The organism is Geobacillus sp. 47C-IIb (assembly GCF_014679705.1).
GTDB classification, from domain to species: Bacteria; Bacillota; Bacilli; order Bacillales; family Anoxybacillaceae; genus Geobacillus; species Geobacillus thermodenitrificans.
Window position 1 is genome coordinate 3,337,909 of sequence record NZ_CP061473.1, and the last position, 14,934, is coordinate 3,352,842.

General features: G+C 48.9%; 13 protein-coding genes. 10 read left to right on the forward strand and 3 right to left on the reverse strand.

What is annotated here, in order from left to right; all coding sequences use genetic code 11:
* Window positions 1-324: 324 nt before the first annotated feature.
* Window positions 325-1,986, reverse strand: coding sequence for a LolA family protein (locus tag IC804_RS16835; protein WP_060475790.1), 1,662 nt, complete (start codon window positions 1,984-1,986; stop codon window positions 325-327).
* Window positions 1,987-2,001: 15 nt separating this feature from the next.
* Entirely contained in the window at window positions 2,002-2,586 is a 585-nt protein-coding gene (locus IC804_RS16840) for an RNA polymerase sigma factor (RefSeq protein WP_223812840.1), read from the reverse strand.
* Window positions 2,587-2,801: 215 nt separating this feature from the next.
* Between IC804_RS16840 and IC804_RS16845 the strand changes: the two genes are divergently transcribed.
* The 4 genes from IC804_RS16845 (at window position 2,802) to IC804_RS16860 (ending at window position 5,085) form a co-directional block, all read left to right on the forward strand.
* Window positions 2,802-3,284 carry a DUF2935 domain-containing protein gene (locus IC804_RS16845; protein ID WP_081157321.1) on the forward strand — a complete coding sequence of 161 codons (483 nt, stop codon included), beginning with the start codon at window positions 2,802-2,804 and terminating at the stop codon, window positions 3,282-3,284.
* Window positions 3,285-3,339: 55 nt separating this feature from the next.
* Window positions 3,340-3,654 carry a YbjQ family protein gene (locus IC804_RS16850; RefSeq protein ID WP_029760937.1) on the forward strand — a complete coding sequence of 105 codons (315 nt, stop codon included), beginning with the start codon at window positions 3,340-3,342 and terminating at the stop codon, window positions 3,652-3,654.
* 181 nt (window positions 3,655-3,835) lie between these two features.
* Window positions 3,836-4,144 carry an ArsR/SmtB family transcription factor gene (locus IC804_RS16855; RefSeq protein WP_029760936.1) on the forward strand — a complete coding sequence of 103 codons (309 nt, stop codon included), beginning with the start codon at window positions 3,836-3,838 and terminating at the stop codon, window positions 4,142-4,144.
* Between the two features lie 14 nt (window positions 4,145-4,158).
* Window positions 4,159-5,085, forward strand: coding sequence for a cation diffusion facilitator family transporter (locus IC804_RS16860; RefSeq protein WP_081157320.1), 927 nt, complete (start codon window positions 4,159-4,161; stop codon window positions 5,083-5,085).
* Window positions 5,086-5,116: 31 nt separating this feature from the next.
* Here IC804_RS16860 and IC804_RS16865 read toward each other — a convergent pair whose 3' ends face one another.
* On the reverse strand, window positions 5,117-6,013 hold the full coding sequence (locus tag IC804_RS16865) for a LysR family transcriptional regulator (RefSeq protein WP_008879453.1): 897 nt from the start codon (window positions 6,011-6,013) through the stop codon (window positions 5,117-5,119).
* A 237-nt stretch (window positions 6,014-6,250) separates the two neighbouring features.
* Between IC804_RS16865 and IC804_RS16870 the strand changes: the two genes are divergently transcribed.
* From IC804_RS16870 to IC804_RS16895, 6 genes are all read left to right on the forward strand, one after another.
* Complete coding sequence (locus IC804_RS16870) at window positions 6,251-8,080, forward strand: assimilatory sulfite reductase (NADPH) flavoprotein subunit (protein WP_081157319.1); 1,830 nt, start codon at window positions 6,251-6,253, stop codon at window positions 8,078-8,080.
* Window positions 8,081-8,104: 24 nt separating this feature from the next.
* Complete coding sequence (gene cysI / locus IC804_RS16875) at window positions 8,105-9,826, forward strand: assimilatory sulfite reductase (NADPH) hemoprotein subunit (protein WP_081157318.1); 1,722 nt, start codon at window positions 8,105-8,107, stop codon at window positions 9,824-9,826.
* Between the two features lie 258 nt (window positions 9,827-10,084).
* Window positions 10,085-11,548: an alpha-ketoglutaric semialdehyde dehydrogenase GucD gene (gene gucD, locus IC804_RS16880; protein ID WP_081157317.1), complete on the forward strand. Its 1,464-nt coding sequence runs from the start codon at window positions 10,085-10,087 to the stop codon at window positions 11,546-11,548.
* A gap of 539 nt (window positions 11,549-12,087) precedes the next feature.
* Window positions 12,088-13,035, forward strand: coding sequence for an ABC transporter permease (locus IC804_RS16885; protein WP_008879449.1), 948 nt, complete (start codon window positions 12,088-12,090; stop codon window positions 13,033-13,035).
* On the forward strand, window positions 13,028-13,978 hold the full coding sequence (locus IC804_RS16890; protein WP_008879448.1) for an iron chelate uptake ABC transporter family permease subunit: 951 nt from the start codon (window positions 13,028-13,030) through the stop codon (window positions 13,976-13,978). Before IC804_RS16885 ends, IC804_RS16890 begins: the two co-directional genes overlap by 8 nt.
* Window positions 13,972-14,727, forward strand: coding sequence for an iron ABC transporter ATP-binding protein (locus tag IC804_RS16895; RefSeq protein ID WP_008879447.1), 756 nt, complete (start codon window positions 13,972-13,974; stop codon window positions 14,725-14,727). Before IC804_RS16890 ends, IC804_RS16895 begins: the two co-directional genes overlap by 7 nt.
* The last annotated feature ends 207 nt before the right edge of the window (window positions 14,728-14,934 follow it).

Here is a 14,934-nt window from a genome sequence, read left to right on the forward strand (position 1 = left end):
TGTCGAATGATGTCGTCTGAGATTTTATTTTGGGACCCGGATATGTTTGTAGACGTTTGAGACGGACCGTAGTTACATGACACGAATGGCAAATCGGTTGTGAAAAAGCTGAACGCAATATGGTACAGGTTAAGGGAAAGGGGGATGCCTTTAAAATGGAGAAGAGCCGCATTCGGCCCTCTCTCATAGTTCTCCTCTTATAGGCTTGTTCGTTGTCGGAATGGACAGCGGGAACATTGGAGGTTGATGTCAGAAAGAAAGGTGTTTGTCCCCCATCTTGATCAAAAACAAAACCCCACTTTCAAGCGAAAGTGGGGGAGAAGGTTAAGAAGCAGGGTCGTAGCCCACCACTGTCCATATGCCTGTCGCGTCTTGCCGGATCAGCCGTTTCAAGTATACGCGCTTGATAGGCGCGTTGTCGGCGTTCACTTCCACGACGGCTTCCTTGCCATTGTTTTGAACGATGCGCAAGTCTTCATAGCGAATCGGGTAGTCTCCGGTAATCCCTTCAGGAGACATTTGCAGGCTTACAAATACTTGGGCTACAAACACAGGATCTAGTTTCCACGGCGAGCTGCCCGCATCCACACTTTTTTGATCGTTCTTTTCCTGCTCCAAGTCAACAGGAACGTTCACTTTTGGTTTGGACGAGGATGGCTCCTCTTTTGCAGGCATTTCAAAAGCACCGTTTGTCAGCTCTTTCGTGAATGCGACTAAATCCTCCAAATCGGCATGGCCGATGACGGCGTATTCGAACCCGTTTTGCCGCCAGCGAATCGAATGGAGGTCCGTCAGGCCGGCATACGATCCTCCTGCCCCGAGCACGCCTGCCTCTTCCACAACCGGTGATTGAATTTCAGCGGTCTGTTGATGGATTTTCCCGACCATCGCGTTTGGGGCCAGTTTCCATTTGCCGGTGGCTTTTCCTTGGATGATGACGATCTCTTTGTTCGATGCCCGGTAATAGATTTTGACAAGTTTTTTGTCGGGTACGATCGCGATGCGATCTTGGACATAACCGGCTGGAATTTGGTTGATTACGTCAGGCAGAAATCCGATGATCTCATTGACTTCACCGATGTTGGCGACAATTTGTTCTGGGTTTTGGTTGATTTCTTGAAATCCTTTTGGCACATGATAAGCTAGTAGTTTTTCAGGGATCGCATCATTCCATTCGATTTTTGTGTACGTAATTTTATATTGGATTCCATGATGCATCGCATATTGTTTTTGCAACGGAAGATGTGTTTCCTTATCAATCCAGATCCGATAAGGCTCTCCTCCTTGCGGGGTGACTTCAACAACCCAAGATGGACGGTTGGCTGCCTTCTCTTCCCCGATGGTCTTTGTTGATACGGCTTGTTTAATTTCCTTGATTTCGTTCCCAAGTTCAAAGGCAAAACGGTACGGATCCGGAAAGGCAGAAAATCGATGAACTTGTTTTTCGGAATGATGGATCTGCCATTTCGTTTGCCCGTTATTGACGGTAATCAATCCTTTATTTGAACCCTCTAGTTCTTGTATATAATAGCGACCTTGTTTGTCGGCCCAAATTTCCAATTTGGCTTGTGTAGTAGTCTTGCCTTGGGCATTCGTTTCGACAATTTCCAAAAATCCATGGTAGGCGTTGACGTCTTGAAAGGCTTTTTCCATCGCCTTTACGATGTTGGGTTGGTCAAAAAGTGAAACGATATGCATCAGCAGCGATAGGGCCAGCACAGCAGCGATGCCGACGATGCTGGCCATCCAGGCCCGTTTTTTCTTTTTCGGTTTTGTCGGCACTAGCTGATCAGTAACTGTACGAACCAGTTTGGCCGGAAAATTCCGCTCCGGCATGGCAGGCTCCCTGAGACTGCGAACGAGCCTGACGGTATGAAACAGCTCTTGCAACTCGGGATCTGCCGCTGAATGTTCATGCTCTTTTGGTTTTTTCTCGGCGTTCAACTGGTCAATATAATCGGATAAGCGGCGTTCGTTGTCGTGCATCGATAGACTCCTCCTTCACTTCGTCTCGTCATGTAAAATGCGGTTAAGCGCTTGCAATGCCCGATGTTGCATCACGCGAATGGTTGTTTCTTTTTTATTCATGATTCGGGCGGTTTCAGCGACAGAATATCCTTTTATGATTCTCAGTTCGATCACGGTGCGTTGCTCTTTGCTGAGTTGATTTAATGCTTTTTCGATCGCTATGCGCTGTACACTCCATTCCGCAGGATCCTCGGAGGCCACTTCTTTTGGAGCGATGGCTTCCAAATCGGCTGTCGTTCCTCGGCGTTGGTGCTGCCGCCAGCGATCCCGGATGATATTCAAGGCCACTGTTTTTAGAAAGGCCATCTGTTTATCAGGCGGGACGCGGTTTTTTTGTAAATATGGGATGGCTCTGACATACGTTTCCTGTGTGATATCTTCGGCTTCTTCGCGGTTTTGGACCTTAAAATAGATCAATCGGTAAACCGATTCCCAAGTCGAAAGGCATAGCTGTTCAATCCAATTGACGTAGCTGTCTTCATTTATATGAACCATACATCGTAACTCCTTTTTTCCGGCCGGAATATTTACACTAATAAAAACGATAAAGTTGTTCAAAACGTTACCGGCATTCAATGTTTTTGAATCTATGCGCTTTCGCGTGCTTGGCGGCGTTTCCTTAACATGAACGGTTCACTAGCTGTCCTGTATGGGTGCTGCTGAGCTCGTTTTAGTAGTGAACAGGAAGGCGTCATTGTTTTGATCATTGCGCATATCCCTGCCGCTTTGCCCATACACTGAAAAAAGAGAGAAGGCAAGGGAGGGGAGAGAGTATGCAATTTTATTATGGCCCACATATGCCGCTGCGTATTTTGGATGAAATTGAATTTTGGAAGCACCAAGAGGAGGAACATACAGTAGTGATTCGCGAGCTTGTGTCCGGATTGGAAGCACGATATGTAGATGTGTTGAAGAAGTGGGAAGAGGCCTTATCGGTTACGCACCAACAAGCGGTCCGCTATATCGAATCGGTGATCCGGGTCGGTTATTATGTTCCGGAACAACTGTATCAGCAAGTGCTCCATTTCGTTTCATTCTGCTTGCAACAAAGTCTTCAATTCATCGAATTGTGCCGACAAGTGAAAACGAAAAGTGCGGCCGTCGCCCAAAATCCGACGGCGAAAGTCGTGTTAGACCATATTATTCGCGAATCGGAGTATTTTATCGGCATCGCCCAGCTGTTGTTGTACGGAACCCAAACAGCGCCGGCTGCGCCGCGGACAAATTCGCAGGCGACGCCTGACGGCGAAAAGTAGTATAATAGAATCACGCGCTTTATCTATTTATGACGAAAGGCAAGGGGGCATTGTTGTGATTGTTACGACCACCAATACGATTGAAGGAAAAGAAATTGAAGCGTATTTAGGCATTGTGGCGGCGGAAGTCATTTTAGGTGCCAATGTCGTTCGCGATTTTCTCGCCAGCATTACCGATATCATCGGCGGGCGGAGTGGGACGTATGAAAGTAAGCTCGCCGAGGGAAGAGAATTGGCCATTCGCGAAATGGTGAATAAAGCAACGAAGCTCGGGGCGAACGCGGTCATTGGCGTTGATCTCGATTTTGAAACATTGCGTGATGGCATGATGATGTGCATTGCGACCGGGACGGCAGTGAAGGTGAAATAACGGCGTAGCGGATTCCCGTGCCATGGCTGCATGCAAAATAGAAATCGCAATGATAAGCGGCGGATGATGTCCCCCGCTTTTTTTCATGGTCCATCATTGACAAAGAGCACAAATGAGGCATATAATGCATATATATGAACATATGCTCATATATTAATTTGTGTGGAGTGAGGGAATGGCAGTGAAAACGGAAGATCATCTGTTTTTAGAAGCGGAAACAGTCGATGAAGTGTCGCGTCTATTTAAAGCATTAGCGGATCCGACTCGGATTAAAATGTTGTATTTGTTATCGCAGGAAGAGTGTCATGTCGGCCATATCGCGGAAGTGCTCGGCATGTCGCAATCGGCCGTTTCCCACCAGTTGGCGTTGCTTCGGACGTTGCGGCTCGTCAAATACCGCCGCGAAGGGAAGACATTGGTGTATTCTTGCGATGATGACCATGTGATTTCGTTGTTAAAGCAGGCGATTGACCATGCACAACACCGGTGAGGGGGAGTCGATTTATGCACCACCATGCGCACGGCCATTGCGACCATCATCATGGCCATCATCACCATGGCAGAGAAGGAAATAGAAAAGGGTTAGCGATCGCCCTTGGCATAACGACGAGTATTATGGTTCTTGAATTTGTCGGCGGGCTTGTAACGAATAGCCTTGCTCTTCTCTCGGATTCGGGGCATATGCTTAGCGATGCCGCTTCGCTTCTGTTGAGTCTAATGGCAGTATGGTTAGCGGCGAAGCCTGCCTCTCCAAAGAAAACGTACGGATTGTATCGGTTCGAGATTTTAGCCGCACTCGTCAATGGGGTAACATTGGTGGTGATTGCCGCCTGGATTATTTGGGAAGCGGTTGGGAGGTTCGTGAATCCGCCTGACGTAGCGAGCGGGCCGATGATGGCGGTGGCTGCCGTTGGGTTGTTGGCGAATCTCGTGAGCGCTTGGGTGTTAATGCGCAAAGCCGATGTCAAGGGGAATGTCAATGTCCGCAGCGCGTATCTGCATGTGCTCGGTGATGCGTTAGGTTCGGTCGGCGCGATCGGGGCCGGGCTTATCATGTGGCTGTTTGAGTGGTATTTGGCCGATCCGCTTATTTCCGTGTTGGTAGCCATTTTGATTTTAAAAGGTGCGTTCGCTGTCGTTCGGCAGACGGTGCACATTTTGATGGAAGGAACGCCTGTCGCCATTGACCAGACAGAAGTGAAAACGGCGCTTTCAGGCATTGAGGGGGTGCTAGATGTCCACGATTTGCATATTTGGACGATCACCTCAGGTCTCGATTCGTTAAGCTGCCATCTGCTCATTGAAGATGGCCGAGATGCCCAAGCGATTTTGCAGCAGGCGATTGATCTGGTGGAAGCCCGCTTCCACATTCGCCATGCAACCATTCAAATCGAAATGCCACACGTCCGCCATGGGGAGATGGAAGTGTGAAGGGCGGGTCATCAATGACCACGCCCTTCTGTTATTTGTTGGCGCCAGTCCAGTTGGTTTGCAACGTTTCAAGGAAAATGCGAACGTTTTGCTTGTTTTCCATGATCGGCGAATAAATATAGGAAAACATCCGGTAAAACGGTGGGTTTTTTAGACGGATAATCGACAGGTGACCGTGCTCGATGTCGCGGGCGACGACGCTGCGTGACAGGAGGGACAAGGCATTGCCGTTGATTAACGTTTCTTTAATGCCTTGGTTGCTGCTGATGATCATCAGCGACTTCACCTTTAGCCCGTTTGAACGGATAAAGTGATTGAAATATTCGCGTGTGCCGGAACCGATTTCGCGTGCTACCCATGTTTCGTTTTGCAAATCGGTGATCGTCACTTCCTCTTTTTGTGCCAATTCGTGGCAGTTTGAAGCAACGATGACAAGTTCGTCCTGCATGAACGGGTGAACGGACAGTTCTTTATCGTTCGTTTGTCCTTCGATCAAACCGATATCCACTTGGTATGAGCGGACGAGCTCGACGATTTCTTTTGTGTTGCCGATCATGACTTCAAGTTCAAGTTCCGGATAGCGCTGTTGGAAGTCGAGCAAAAACAGCGGCAAAATATACTCCCCGATCGTAAAGCTGGCCCCGATTTTTAATTCGCCTTTCACCGAGTGGTGATGCTCTAAAATGTCTTGTTTCGTCTGTTCGTAGAGTGCCATCATTTGTTTGGCGCGGTCATACAGAAGTTCGCCGGTTGGCGTCATGCGCAGCCGTTTCGGGGAACGGATGAACAGTTTTGTTTGAAACTCTTTTTCTAAATTTTTGATGTGCAAACTGACACTTGGCTGGGAGAGATGAAGGATTTCAGCTGTTTTTGTGAAATTTTTCACTTCTGCCAACGTAATAAACGTTTTTAATTCGTCATAGTACATACTCATTCCCCCTGCCCGCGATGGCACCATCTAGGTGTAGAAGTTGATTAGAAATATTAATAGTCTTAATAATTTATATTTATTTTACTAATGTTTTGTTTTGCGGTAAAGTGTAAATATAATATAGCATTTAAAGTCTACTTGTTTTATAGGAATAATGGATGTTTGGCGGCCACACCGATAAAAGTCAGGAAGGAATTCCGCCATCATTCTATTTTATATTGAGGGGTGGACACGTTGCAGCTGCAAGTAACTAACAGTCCGTTTAGTCAGGAGCAGATCGAGCTCCTGAACCGTTTGTTGCCGACATTGACGCCGTCGCAAAAGTTTTGGCTGAGCGGGTATTTGGCCGCTGCCGAGACCGCGGTGGGCGTTCTCGATGCCGAGGCGCCGGCGCTGTTTGCCGGGGGCGGCAAGCCGGTTTCGAAAGAAGTGACCGTTCTTTACGGTTCACAAACCGGCAATGCGCAAAAGTTGGCTGAAAAAGCCGGCAAGGCGCTCAAAGAGCGCGGTTTTGAGGCGAAAGTATTGTCCATGCTTAATTTTAAGCCGAACGAATTAAAGAAAGTGGAGACGTTGCTCATTGTCGTGAGCACGCATGGGGAAGGCGATCCGCCGGATAATGCCGTATCATTTTACGAGTTTCTCCACAGTAAGCGGGCGCCAAAACTAAATCATCTTCGTTTCTCCGTCTTAGCGCTCGGCGATACGTCATATGAGCATTTTTGCCAGACGGGGAAAGATTTTGATAAGCGACTGGAGGAGCTTGGAGGAGAGCGTTTTTATCCGCGCGTCGACTGTGATGTCGACTACGAAGAAGCGGCGGCGAAATGGCTCGATGGTGTTCTTGGTGAGTTAAGCAAACAAGCAAATGACAACGGTGGAGCAGCTCCGCTCTTGTCGGCTGTGGCTGCGGCGCCGAAAGCGGAGCCGGCTGTCGTCTATTCGCGGAAAAACCCGTTCCTAGCTGAGGTGTTGGAAAACATTAACTTAAACGGTCGCGGATCGAATAAAGAAACGCGCCATCTCGAATTGTCGTTTGAAGGATCGGGTTTGAAATATGAGCCGGGCGATGCGCTTGGCATTTTCCCGAAAAACGATCCAGAGCTTGTTGACCTTGTCATCCAAGAAATGAAATGGAACCCGGAAGAAACAGTGACGATTGACAAGGACGGAGAAGTGCGTTCGCTGAAAGAAGCGCTCACGTCCCATTTTGAAATTACCGTTTTGACGAAAGCGCTGCTGCAAAAGCTGGCGCCGCTATCGAAAAACAGCGCGCTTCAAGAGCTTGTTGCCCCGGGCAATGAGACAAAATTAAAAGAATATGCCAAAGGCCGCGACTTGCTCGATGCACTGCGCGATTTTGGTCCGTGGGACGCTGCGCCGCAACAAGTCATTTCCATCTTGCGGAAAATGCCGCCACGCCTGTATTCGATCGCGAGCAGCTTAGCCGCATATCCGGATGAAGTGCATTTGACGATCGGTGCGGTTCGTTATAAGTCTTACGGCCGTCTGCGCAAAGGGGTATGCTCGACGTTCTGTGCCGAACGTATTCAAATCGGCGATACGCTGCCGGTCTTTATTCAGCCAAATCCGAACTTCAAGCTGCCGAAAGATCCGTCGACGCCGATCATTATGATCGGACCGGGCACGGGGGTGGCTCCGTTCCGCGCCTTTATGCAAGAACGTGAAGCAACGGGAGCGAACGGAAAATCATGGCTTTTCTTCGGCGATCAGCATTTTGTGACTGACTTCCTGTATCAAACCGAATGGCAAGCGTGGCTGAAAAGCGGCGTGCTCACAAGAATGGATGTCGCCTTCTCACGCGATACGGAGAACAAAGTATACGTCCAACATCGGATGCTTGAACGAAGCAAAGAGCTGTTCGGTTGGCTCGAGGAAGGCGCTGTCGTCTACATTTGCGGTGACAAGCAGCACATGGCGCGCGACGTCCATCAGACGCTCATCGATATTATTGAAAAAGAAGGCGGTATGAGCCGCGAGCAAGCGGAAGCTTATTTGACCGAAATGCAAAAACAAAAACGGTACCAACGTGACGTCTATTAATCTCAAAGAAGGAGTGGAATCGAAATGGCGAAAGTCGTGTTAAAAGCGCCGGATGGACCGCCAAGCGATGTCGAGCGCATTAAACGGGAAAGCCGTTATTTGCGCGGCACGCTCGCCGAAACGATGGAAGACCCGATCAGCGCGGGCATTCCGGACGATGACAACCGGCTGATGAAGTTCCATGGCAGCTACTTGCAAGACGACCGTGACGTGCGTACCGAGCGGCAAAAACAAAAGCTCGAGCCGGCATACCAATTCATGATTCGCGTTCGCACACCAGGTGGGGTAGCAACGCCGGAGCAATGGCTTGTCATGGACGAAATCGCCCGCAAATACGCAAACGGTACGTTGAAGTTAACGACGCGCCAAGCGTTCCAATTGCACGGCGTCTTGAAATGGAACGTGAAAAAAACGATGCAAGCCATTAACGGCGCGCTCATGACAACGCTCGCCGCCTGCGGCGACGTCAACCGGAACGTCATGTGCAATCCGAACCCATACCAATCGGAAGTGCATGCGGAAGTGTACGAATGGGCGAAACTGTTAAGCGACCATTTGTTGCCGAAGACACGGGCGTATTATGAAATTTGGTTGGATGACGAAAAAGTGGCCGGCACGCCGCAAGTCGACGGTGAGGAAGAACCGATTTACGGCCCGACGTACTTGCCGCGGAAATTTAAAATCGGAATCGCTGTCCCGCCGTCCAACGACGTCGACGTATTCTCGCAAGATATCGGGTTGATCGCCATCGTGGAAGACGGCAAACTCGCCGGTTTTAACGTCGCCATCGGCGGCGGCATGGGGATGACCCACGGCGACAAAACGACGTACCCACAGCTCGCTAAAGTGATCGGTTTCTGCACGCCGGATCAAGTTGTTGAAGTGGCAGAAAAAATTATGACGGTTCAACGCGACTATGGCAACCGCTCGGTGCGTAAAAACGCCCGCTTCAAATACACGATCGACCGGCTTGGCCTTGAAGTAGTGAAAGAGGAAATTGAACGCCGTCTCGGCTGGAAGCTCGGCGAAGCGCGCCCGTACCATTTCGAGCATAATGGCGACCGTTACGGCTGGGTTGAAGGCGTCAATGGAACATGGCATTTTACGCTTTATGTTGAAGGCGGCCGCGTCAAAGACGATGACGATTACAAGCTGATGACCGGCCTGCGCGAAATTGCCAAAGTCCATACCGGCGATTTCCGACTGACGGCGAACCAAAACTTAGTGATCGCCAATGTCACAAGCGAGAAAAAAGCAGAAATTGAAGCGCTAATCGCTAAGTATGGCTTAACCGATGGCAAACGGTACACCGCTTTGCGCCGCAACGCGCTCGCCTGTGTCGCGCTGCCGACATGCGGCCTGGCGATGGCGGAAGCGGAGCGGTATTTGCCGAAACTGCTTGATAAAATCGAGGAAATCATCGATGAAAACGGCTTGCGCGACGAAGAAATCACGATCCGCATGACGGGCTGTCCGAACGGTTGCGCCCGCCACGTGCTCGCCGAAATCGCCTTCGTCGGCAAAGCGGTCGGCAAATACAACATGTACCTCGGCGCCGCATTCAATGGTACGCGCCTTGGCAAACTGTACCGAGAAAATATCGGTGAAGAAGAAATTTTGCGCGAACTGCGCGTCCTTTTGGCCCGCTATGCAAAAGAACGACTTGACGGTGAACACTTCGGCGATTTTGTCATCCGCGCCGGCATCGTCAAAGAAGTCACAGACGGAACGAATTTCCACGATTAAGATGACACGGATTCATCCTGACCGGCCTCCCTTGTTTTGAGGAGGCCGGTTTTTTGTCGTTAACCCAGATGATGATTTGTCGCTTTCTCTGTCAAGATGGTAAATGCCATTGAATAAATCTGAATTTAAAAAACATTTTGGTCATAGTAGTATGATAGTGAAATCATGAACTCTTATTTTTTTAGGTGATGTCAAAGGAAACGTGTTTTCGGGGGTTGCTAGTAGTTGCGATAACGTTAGTGGAAAGGAGAATGTACAATGACAGCGGGAACGGAAAGAATCTATTTGAATTATATTAACGGCAAATGGACTCCTTCTTCCACAAATCAAATTGAAGCGAGCATCAACCCAGCCAATATTCGCGATATTGTCGGCTACGTTCAGCAGTCCAATATCGAGGACCTGAACGCTGCGGTGGAAGCAGCGAGACGAGCCCAAGCGGCGTGGCGGAAGTTGTCCGGCCCAAAACGCGGGGAGTATTTGTTCCGCACGGCTGACATTCTTGAACAACGACTTGATGAGATTGCGGAAACGATGACAAGGGAAATGGGAAAAACGCTCCCGGAAGCGAAAGGAGAAGTGCAGCGGGGAGTGAACATTTTGCGCTATTATGCCGGGGAAGGGATGCGGCACATTGGTGAGGTCATTCCATCCACTAACAGCGAAACACTCATGTTTACGACGCGTGTGCCGCTCGGAGTGGTTGGGGTGATCACACCGTGGAACTTTCCAGTCGCCATTCCGATTTGGAAAATCGCCCCTGCCCTCATTTATGGCAATACGGTTGTATTTAAACCGGCGCAAGAAACGGCTGTCACCGCGGCGAAGGTGGTCGAGTGCTTTGATCAGGCAGGGGTGCCAGCCGGCGTGTTGAATTTCGTGGCCGGCAAAGGGTCGGTCATCGGCAACGCCATTGCTGAGCATCCGCATATTCACGCGATCACGTTCACTGGCTCTAACGAAGTGGGCAAAACGATCGCCCAAAAGGCCGTAGCGAGAGGGGCAAAGTATCAGTTGGAAATGGGAGGCAAAAACCCGGTTATCGTGCTTGAGGATGCTGACCTTGACCGCGCAGTCGAAGCGACGATTAGCGGAGGACTGCGTTCGACGGGACAAAAATGTACAGCGACAAGCCGTATCTTCGTTCAGAGCTCCATATATGAACCGTTTAAAGAACAACTATTAGCGAAGATCAAACAGCTGAAAATCGGCAACGGACTGGAAGAAGGCGTGTGGATGGGGCCATGCGCCAGCCAAAAGCAATTGGAGACGGTTCTTTATTATATCGAAAAAGGGATCGAAGAGGGAGCGACATTGCTTTATGGCGGCCGCCGATTGGATGGCGGGGAGTTGGGCAACGGATTTTATGTGGAGCCGACGGTGTTTGAGAACGTATCTCCGAACATGACGATCGCCCGCGAGGAAATTTTCGGGCCGGTGCTTGCTTTGATCAAAGTGGATACGTTTGAAGAAGCGGTAGCCTTAGCAAATGATACGTCATTTGGTCTCAGCGCCTCAATTTTTACCCAAAATATTGCGAAGATGTTAACGTTCATTCAAGAGATTGAGGCCGGGCTCGTGCGGATTAACGAAGAAAGCGCCGGCGTCGAACTTCAGGCGCCATTTGGCGGCATGAAGCAATCCAGTTCCCATTCACGGGAACAAGGACGGGCGGCCATTGAATTTTTCACTGCCATCAAAACCGTCTTTGTCAAAGGGTAAGAAAGTAGTCAAAGGGGTGTCTCTAGTTAACGGGGCACCCTTTTATCATATGCGCATGGAGAAAATGTGGCGTTTCTCTTGAAGAAAACCGTCTTTCCGAATAGCAGTTGTTTGCTTTACGGAAGTTTCGTAGCATGCGCTTTGGTTCGGCCATTACTGGTGCGCTAATCTGTTGCGTACCATCCTAAAGCACGGCACGCAATAAACGGTTGATCAAACAACATTATGATGAGAAGGAAATGAAAAACAATGAAACCTATTGACAATGATAATTTTTATCAATTAAAATGATGTTGTGGTATTGATAATCATTCTCTATGATAAAAGGTTTGTGAGCCGATTCGTTCTCACATTCTAGTAAAATATGTTGGCTAGGAAGCGGAATGGTGGCCGGATGCTTCAGCAAGGGGTTGTACGACAGAAAGAAAAAGGATACATAGTTAGGTTGCGCTCGGTTGTCACTTGATTGAGTTTTTATGAGGCGGTTGAACGAGTGGGATGAGCGCAGATAAAAGAAGACAAACGGTAGGATGAGGACAATGAAAAAATGGGTGTTGTTGCTTTTTGGATTATCGCTTCTTTCCTTATTTGTCGGGGTGCATGATTTATCCCCCCGTGCGCTATGGGAGGGAGACCGTGATGCGTGGGAAATTTTCTTGATCAGCCGGTTGCCGCGGCTCGTCAGCATCATCATCGCTGGGGCGAGCGTCAGCATTTGCGGCTTGATTATGCAACAGCTTAGTCAAAACAAATTCGTGTCGCCGACAACGGCGGGAACGATGGACTGGGCGCGGCTCGGGCTATTAGTGTCAATGATTTTGTTTGCCTCGGCCTCGCCGATCGTAAAGGCCGCCATTGCTGTGTTGTTTGCGTTCACCGGAACATTGTTGTTTATGACGGTATTGGACCGTGTCAAGTATAAAGATTCGGTGTTCATTCCGCTCGTCGGTCTCATGTTTGGTAATATCATCGGCTCGGTGACGACGTTTTTAGCGTATAAATATGATTTGATCCAATCGGTTTCCGCTTGGCTGCAAGGCGATTTTTCGGTCATGATGCAAGGACGCTATGAGATGTTATACATTAGCGTCCCACTTATGGCGATCGCTTACGCGTACGCCAACCGATTTACCATCGCGGGCATGGGAGAAGAGATGGCCACGAATTTAGGGCTTCGTTACCGGTCGATTGTGTATACAGGACTGATCATTGTCGCGGTCACTTCATCGATTGAAGTGTTGACAGTCGGCTCCTTGCCGTTTTTAGGGTTGATCGTTCCGAATATTGTGACGATGTATTACGGTGATCATTTACGCAAAGTGCTGCCGGTCACTGCGCTTGCTGGGGCTTTGTTCGTGCTTGTTTGCGATCTGTTTGGTCGGATCGTCATTTATCCATACGAGATTCCGATCGGCTTAACGGTCGGGGTGATCGGGAGCGGCGTCTTTTTATATTTGCTTATAAGGAGAACGAAGCAATATGTCTAACCGGATGAAAACAGCAGCGCTCGTTGTACTGGCCTTAGCTTTTATTGCGTTGTTCTTATTTACGGAGTTGCGCGGCAACATTGAGTATGTTTTACGCTCCCGCGGTGAAAAAGTGACGGCGATGGTGCTCGTTGGCTGGGCGGGAGCGATTTCAACCGTTTTGTTTCAAACGATAACGAACAACCGTATTTTAACGCCAAGCATTATTGGACTTGATTCCGTGTACATGTTAATTCAGACGGCGGTTGTGTTTTTGTTCGGATCGACGACATTGACGATGATGAACGATACGGTGCATTTTCTTCTTTCCGCCGGGGGCATGATCGGCTTTTCGGTTTTTCTGTATTCTTTCCTCTTTCGACGGGAAGGACAGACGGTGTATTTCATCCTGCTTGTCGGGATGATTCTTGGAACGTTTTTTCAAAGCGTGACATCGTTTATGCAATATTTGATCGATCCGAATGAGTTTTCGATTATCCAAGACCGAATGTTTGCTAGTTTCAACAATATGAAAACCGAGTTGCTTTGGCCTGCCGGTATTGTCATTGTGGTGGCTATATGGTACACGTACCGGCATCTTCATGAACTGGATGTGTTATCGCTTGGCAAAGACCATGCGATCAACTTAGGCGTCTCCTATGAGACTGTCGTTAGGCGGATGCTAATGGTTATCGCGGTGCTTGTTTCTGTATCGACGGCGCTCGTTGGGCCGATCATGTTTTTCGGTTTGATTGTTGCCAATGTCGCTTACGCGTTTTTCCAAACATATGAACATCGCTATTTGTTGGTGGGAGCGGCCCTGTTTGGCATAATCGCTCTTGTCAGCGGTCAATTCGTTGTTGAGCGGGTGTTCACCTTTTCGACGACATTGTCCGTCATTATCAATATGGTAGGCGGGGTATATTTCCTATATCTTTTGTTAAAGGAGCGAAAAGCATGGTAGAAGTAAAGCAAGTATCGAAACGATATGGCGGAAAAAAAGTCGTTGATGAAGTGTCGCTTTCGATTCCCCGGCGCCAACTGACATCGCTTATTGGTCCAAACGGGGCGGGGAAAAGCACATTGCTGTCCATCATGAGCCGCCTCATTCCGAAAGATAGCGGCGAAGTATGGATCGATGGGAAAGAAATCAGCCGTTATCGGACAGAGGAACTGGCGAAAAAAATTTCGATTTTAAAGCAGTCAAACCATATTGCTGCTCGGCTGACAGTGAAGGAACTCGTTTCATTCGGCCGATTTCCGTACTCGCGCGGCCGATTGACGCGCCAAGATAACGAATATGTGCGCGAAGCCATTCACTACATGGAGCTCGATGACCTGCAACACCGCTATCTTGATGAATTGAGCGGCGGGCAGCGGCAGCGGGCGTATATTGCCATGGTGCTTGCACAAGATACCGATTATATCTTTTTGGATGAACCACTAAACAACTTAGATATGAAACATTCCGTGCAAATGATGAAAGTATTGCGCAACTTAGTGGATCAGCTGGATAAGACGATTGTTATCGTCATGCATGATATCAATTTCGCTTCCTGTTATTCCGATTACATCGTTGCCTTAAAGGATGGAAAAGTCGTTTCCGAAGGCGATGTATCCACTATGATGCGCAGCCAAGTACTGCGTGGCATTTACGATATGGATGTTCATATCCAAACGATTGAGAACAGACGCATTTGTGTATATTTTTAAGATCGATCATGCCAATGGTGAATATGGCTCGACGGCTTGTTCCGACGAGACGAAGCTTGCGTGACCCATAACGTGGCGGATTGTGCGCTCGTTTCATTGTCGGCACGAAACGCATGGTTTTTTAGATTCCTATGGTTGATTCAGCTTTTGCGTTCGCTCAGGCAAGATTGGGCGCCCCTTGCCAAGCAGGCGGAAAAGCTGTCAACA

Coding starts and splice junctions, on each gene's coding strand:
- IC804_RS16835 (WP_060475790.1), bottom strand. CDS start 1,986: ATGCACGACAACGAACGCCGCTTATCCGATTATATTGACCAGTTGAAC.
- IC804_RS16890 (WP_008879448.1), top strand. CDS start 13,028: ATGTCTAACCGGATGAAAACAGCAGCGCTCGTTGTACTGGCCTTAGCT.
- IC804_RS16895 (WP_008879447.1), top strand. CDS start 13,972: ATGGTAGAAGTAAAGCAAGTATCGAAACGATATGGCGGAAAAAAAGTC.
- IC804_RS16845 (WP_081157321.1), top strand. CDS start 2,802: ATGCAATTTTATTATGGCCCACATATGCCGCTGCGTATTTTGGATGAA.
- cysI (WP_081157318.1), top strand. CDS start 8,105: ATGGCGAAAGTCGTGTTAAAAGCGCCGGATGGACCGCCAAGCGATGTC.
- IC804_RS16860 (WP_081157320.1), top strand. CDS start 4,159: ATGCACCACCATGCGCACGGCCATTGCGACCATCATCATGGCCATCAT.
- IC804_RS16885 (WP_008879449.1), top strand. CDS start 12,088: ATGAAAAAATGGGTGTTGTTGCTTTTTGGATTATCGCTTCTTTCCTTA.
- IC804_RS16865 (WP_008879453.1), bottom strand. CDS start 6,013: ATGTACTATGACGAATTAAAAACGTTTATTACGTTGGCAGAAGTGAAA.
- gucD (WP_081157317.1), top strand. CDS start 10,085: ATGACAGCGGGAACGGAAAGAATCTATTTGAATTATATTAACGGCAAA.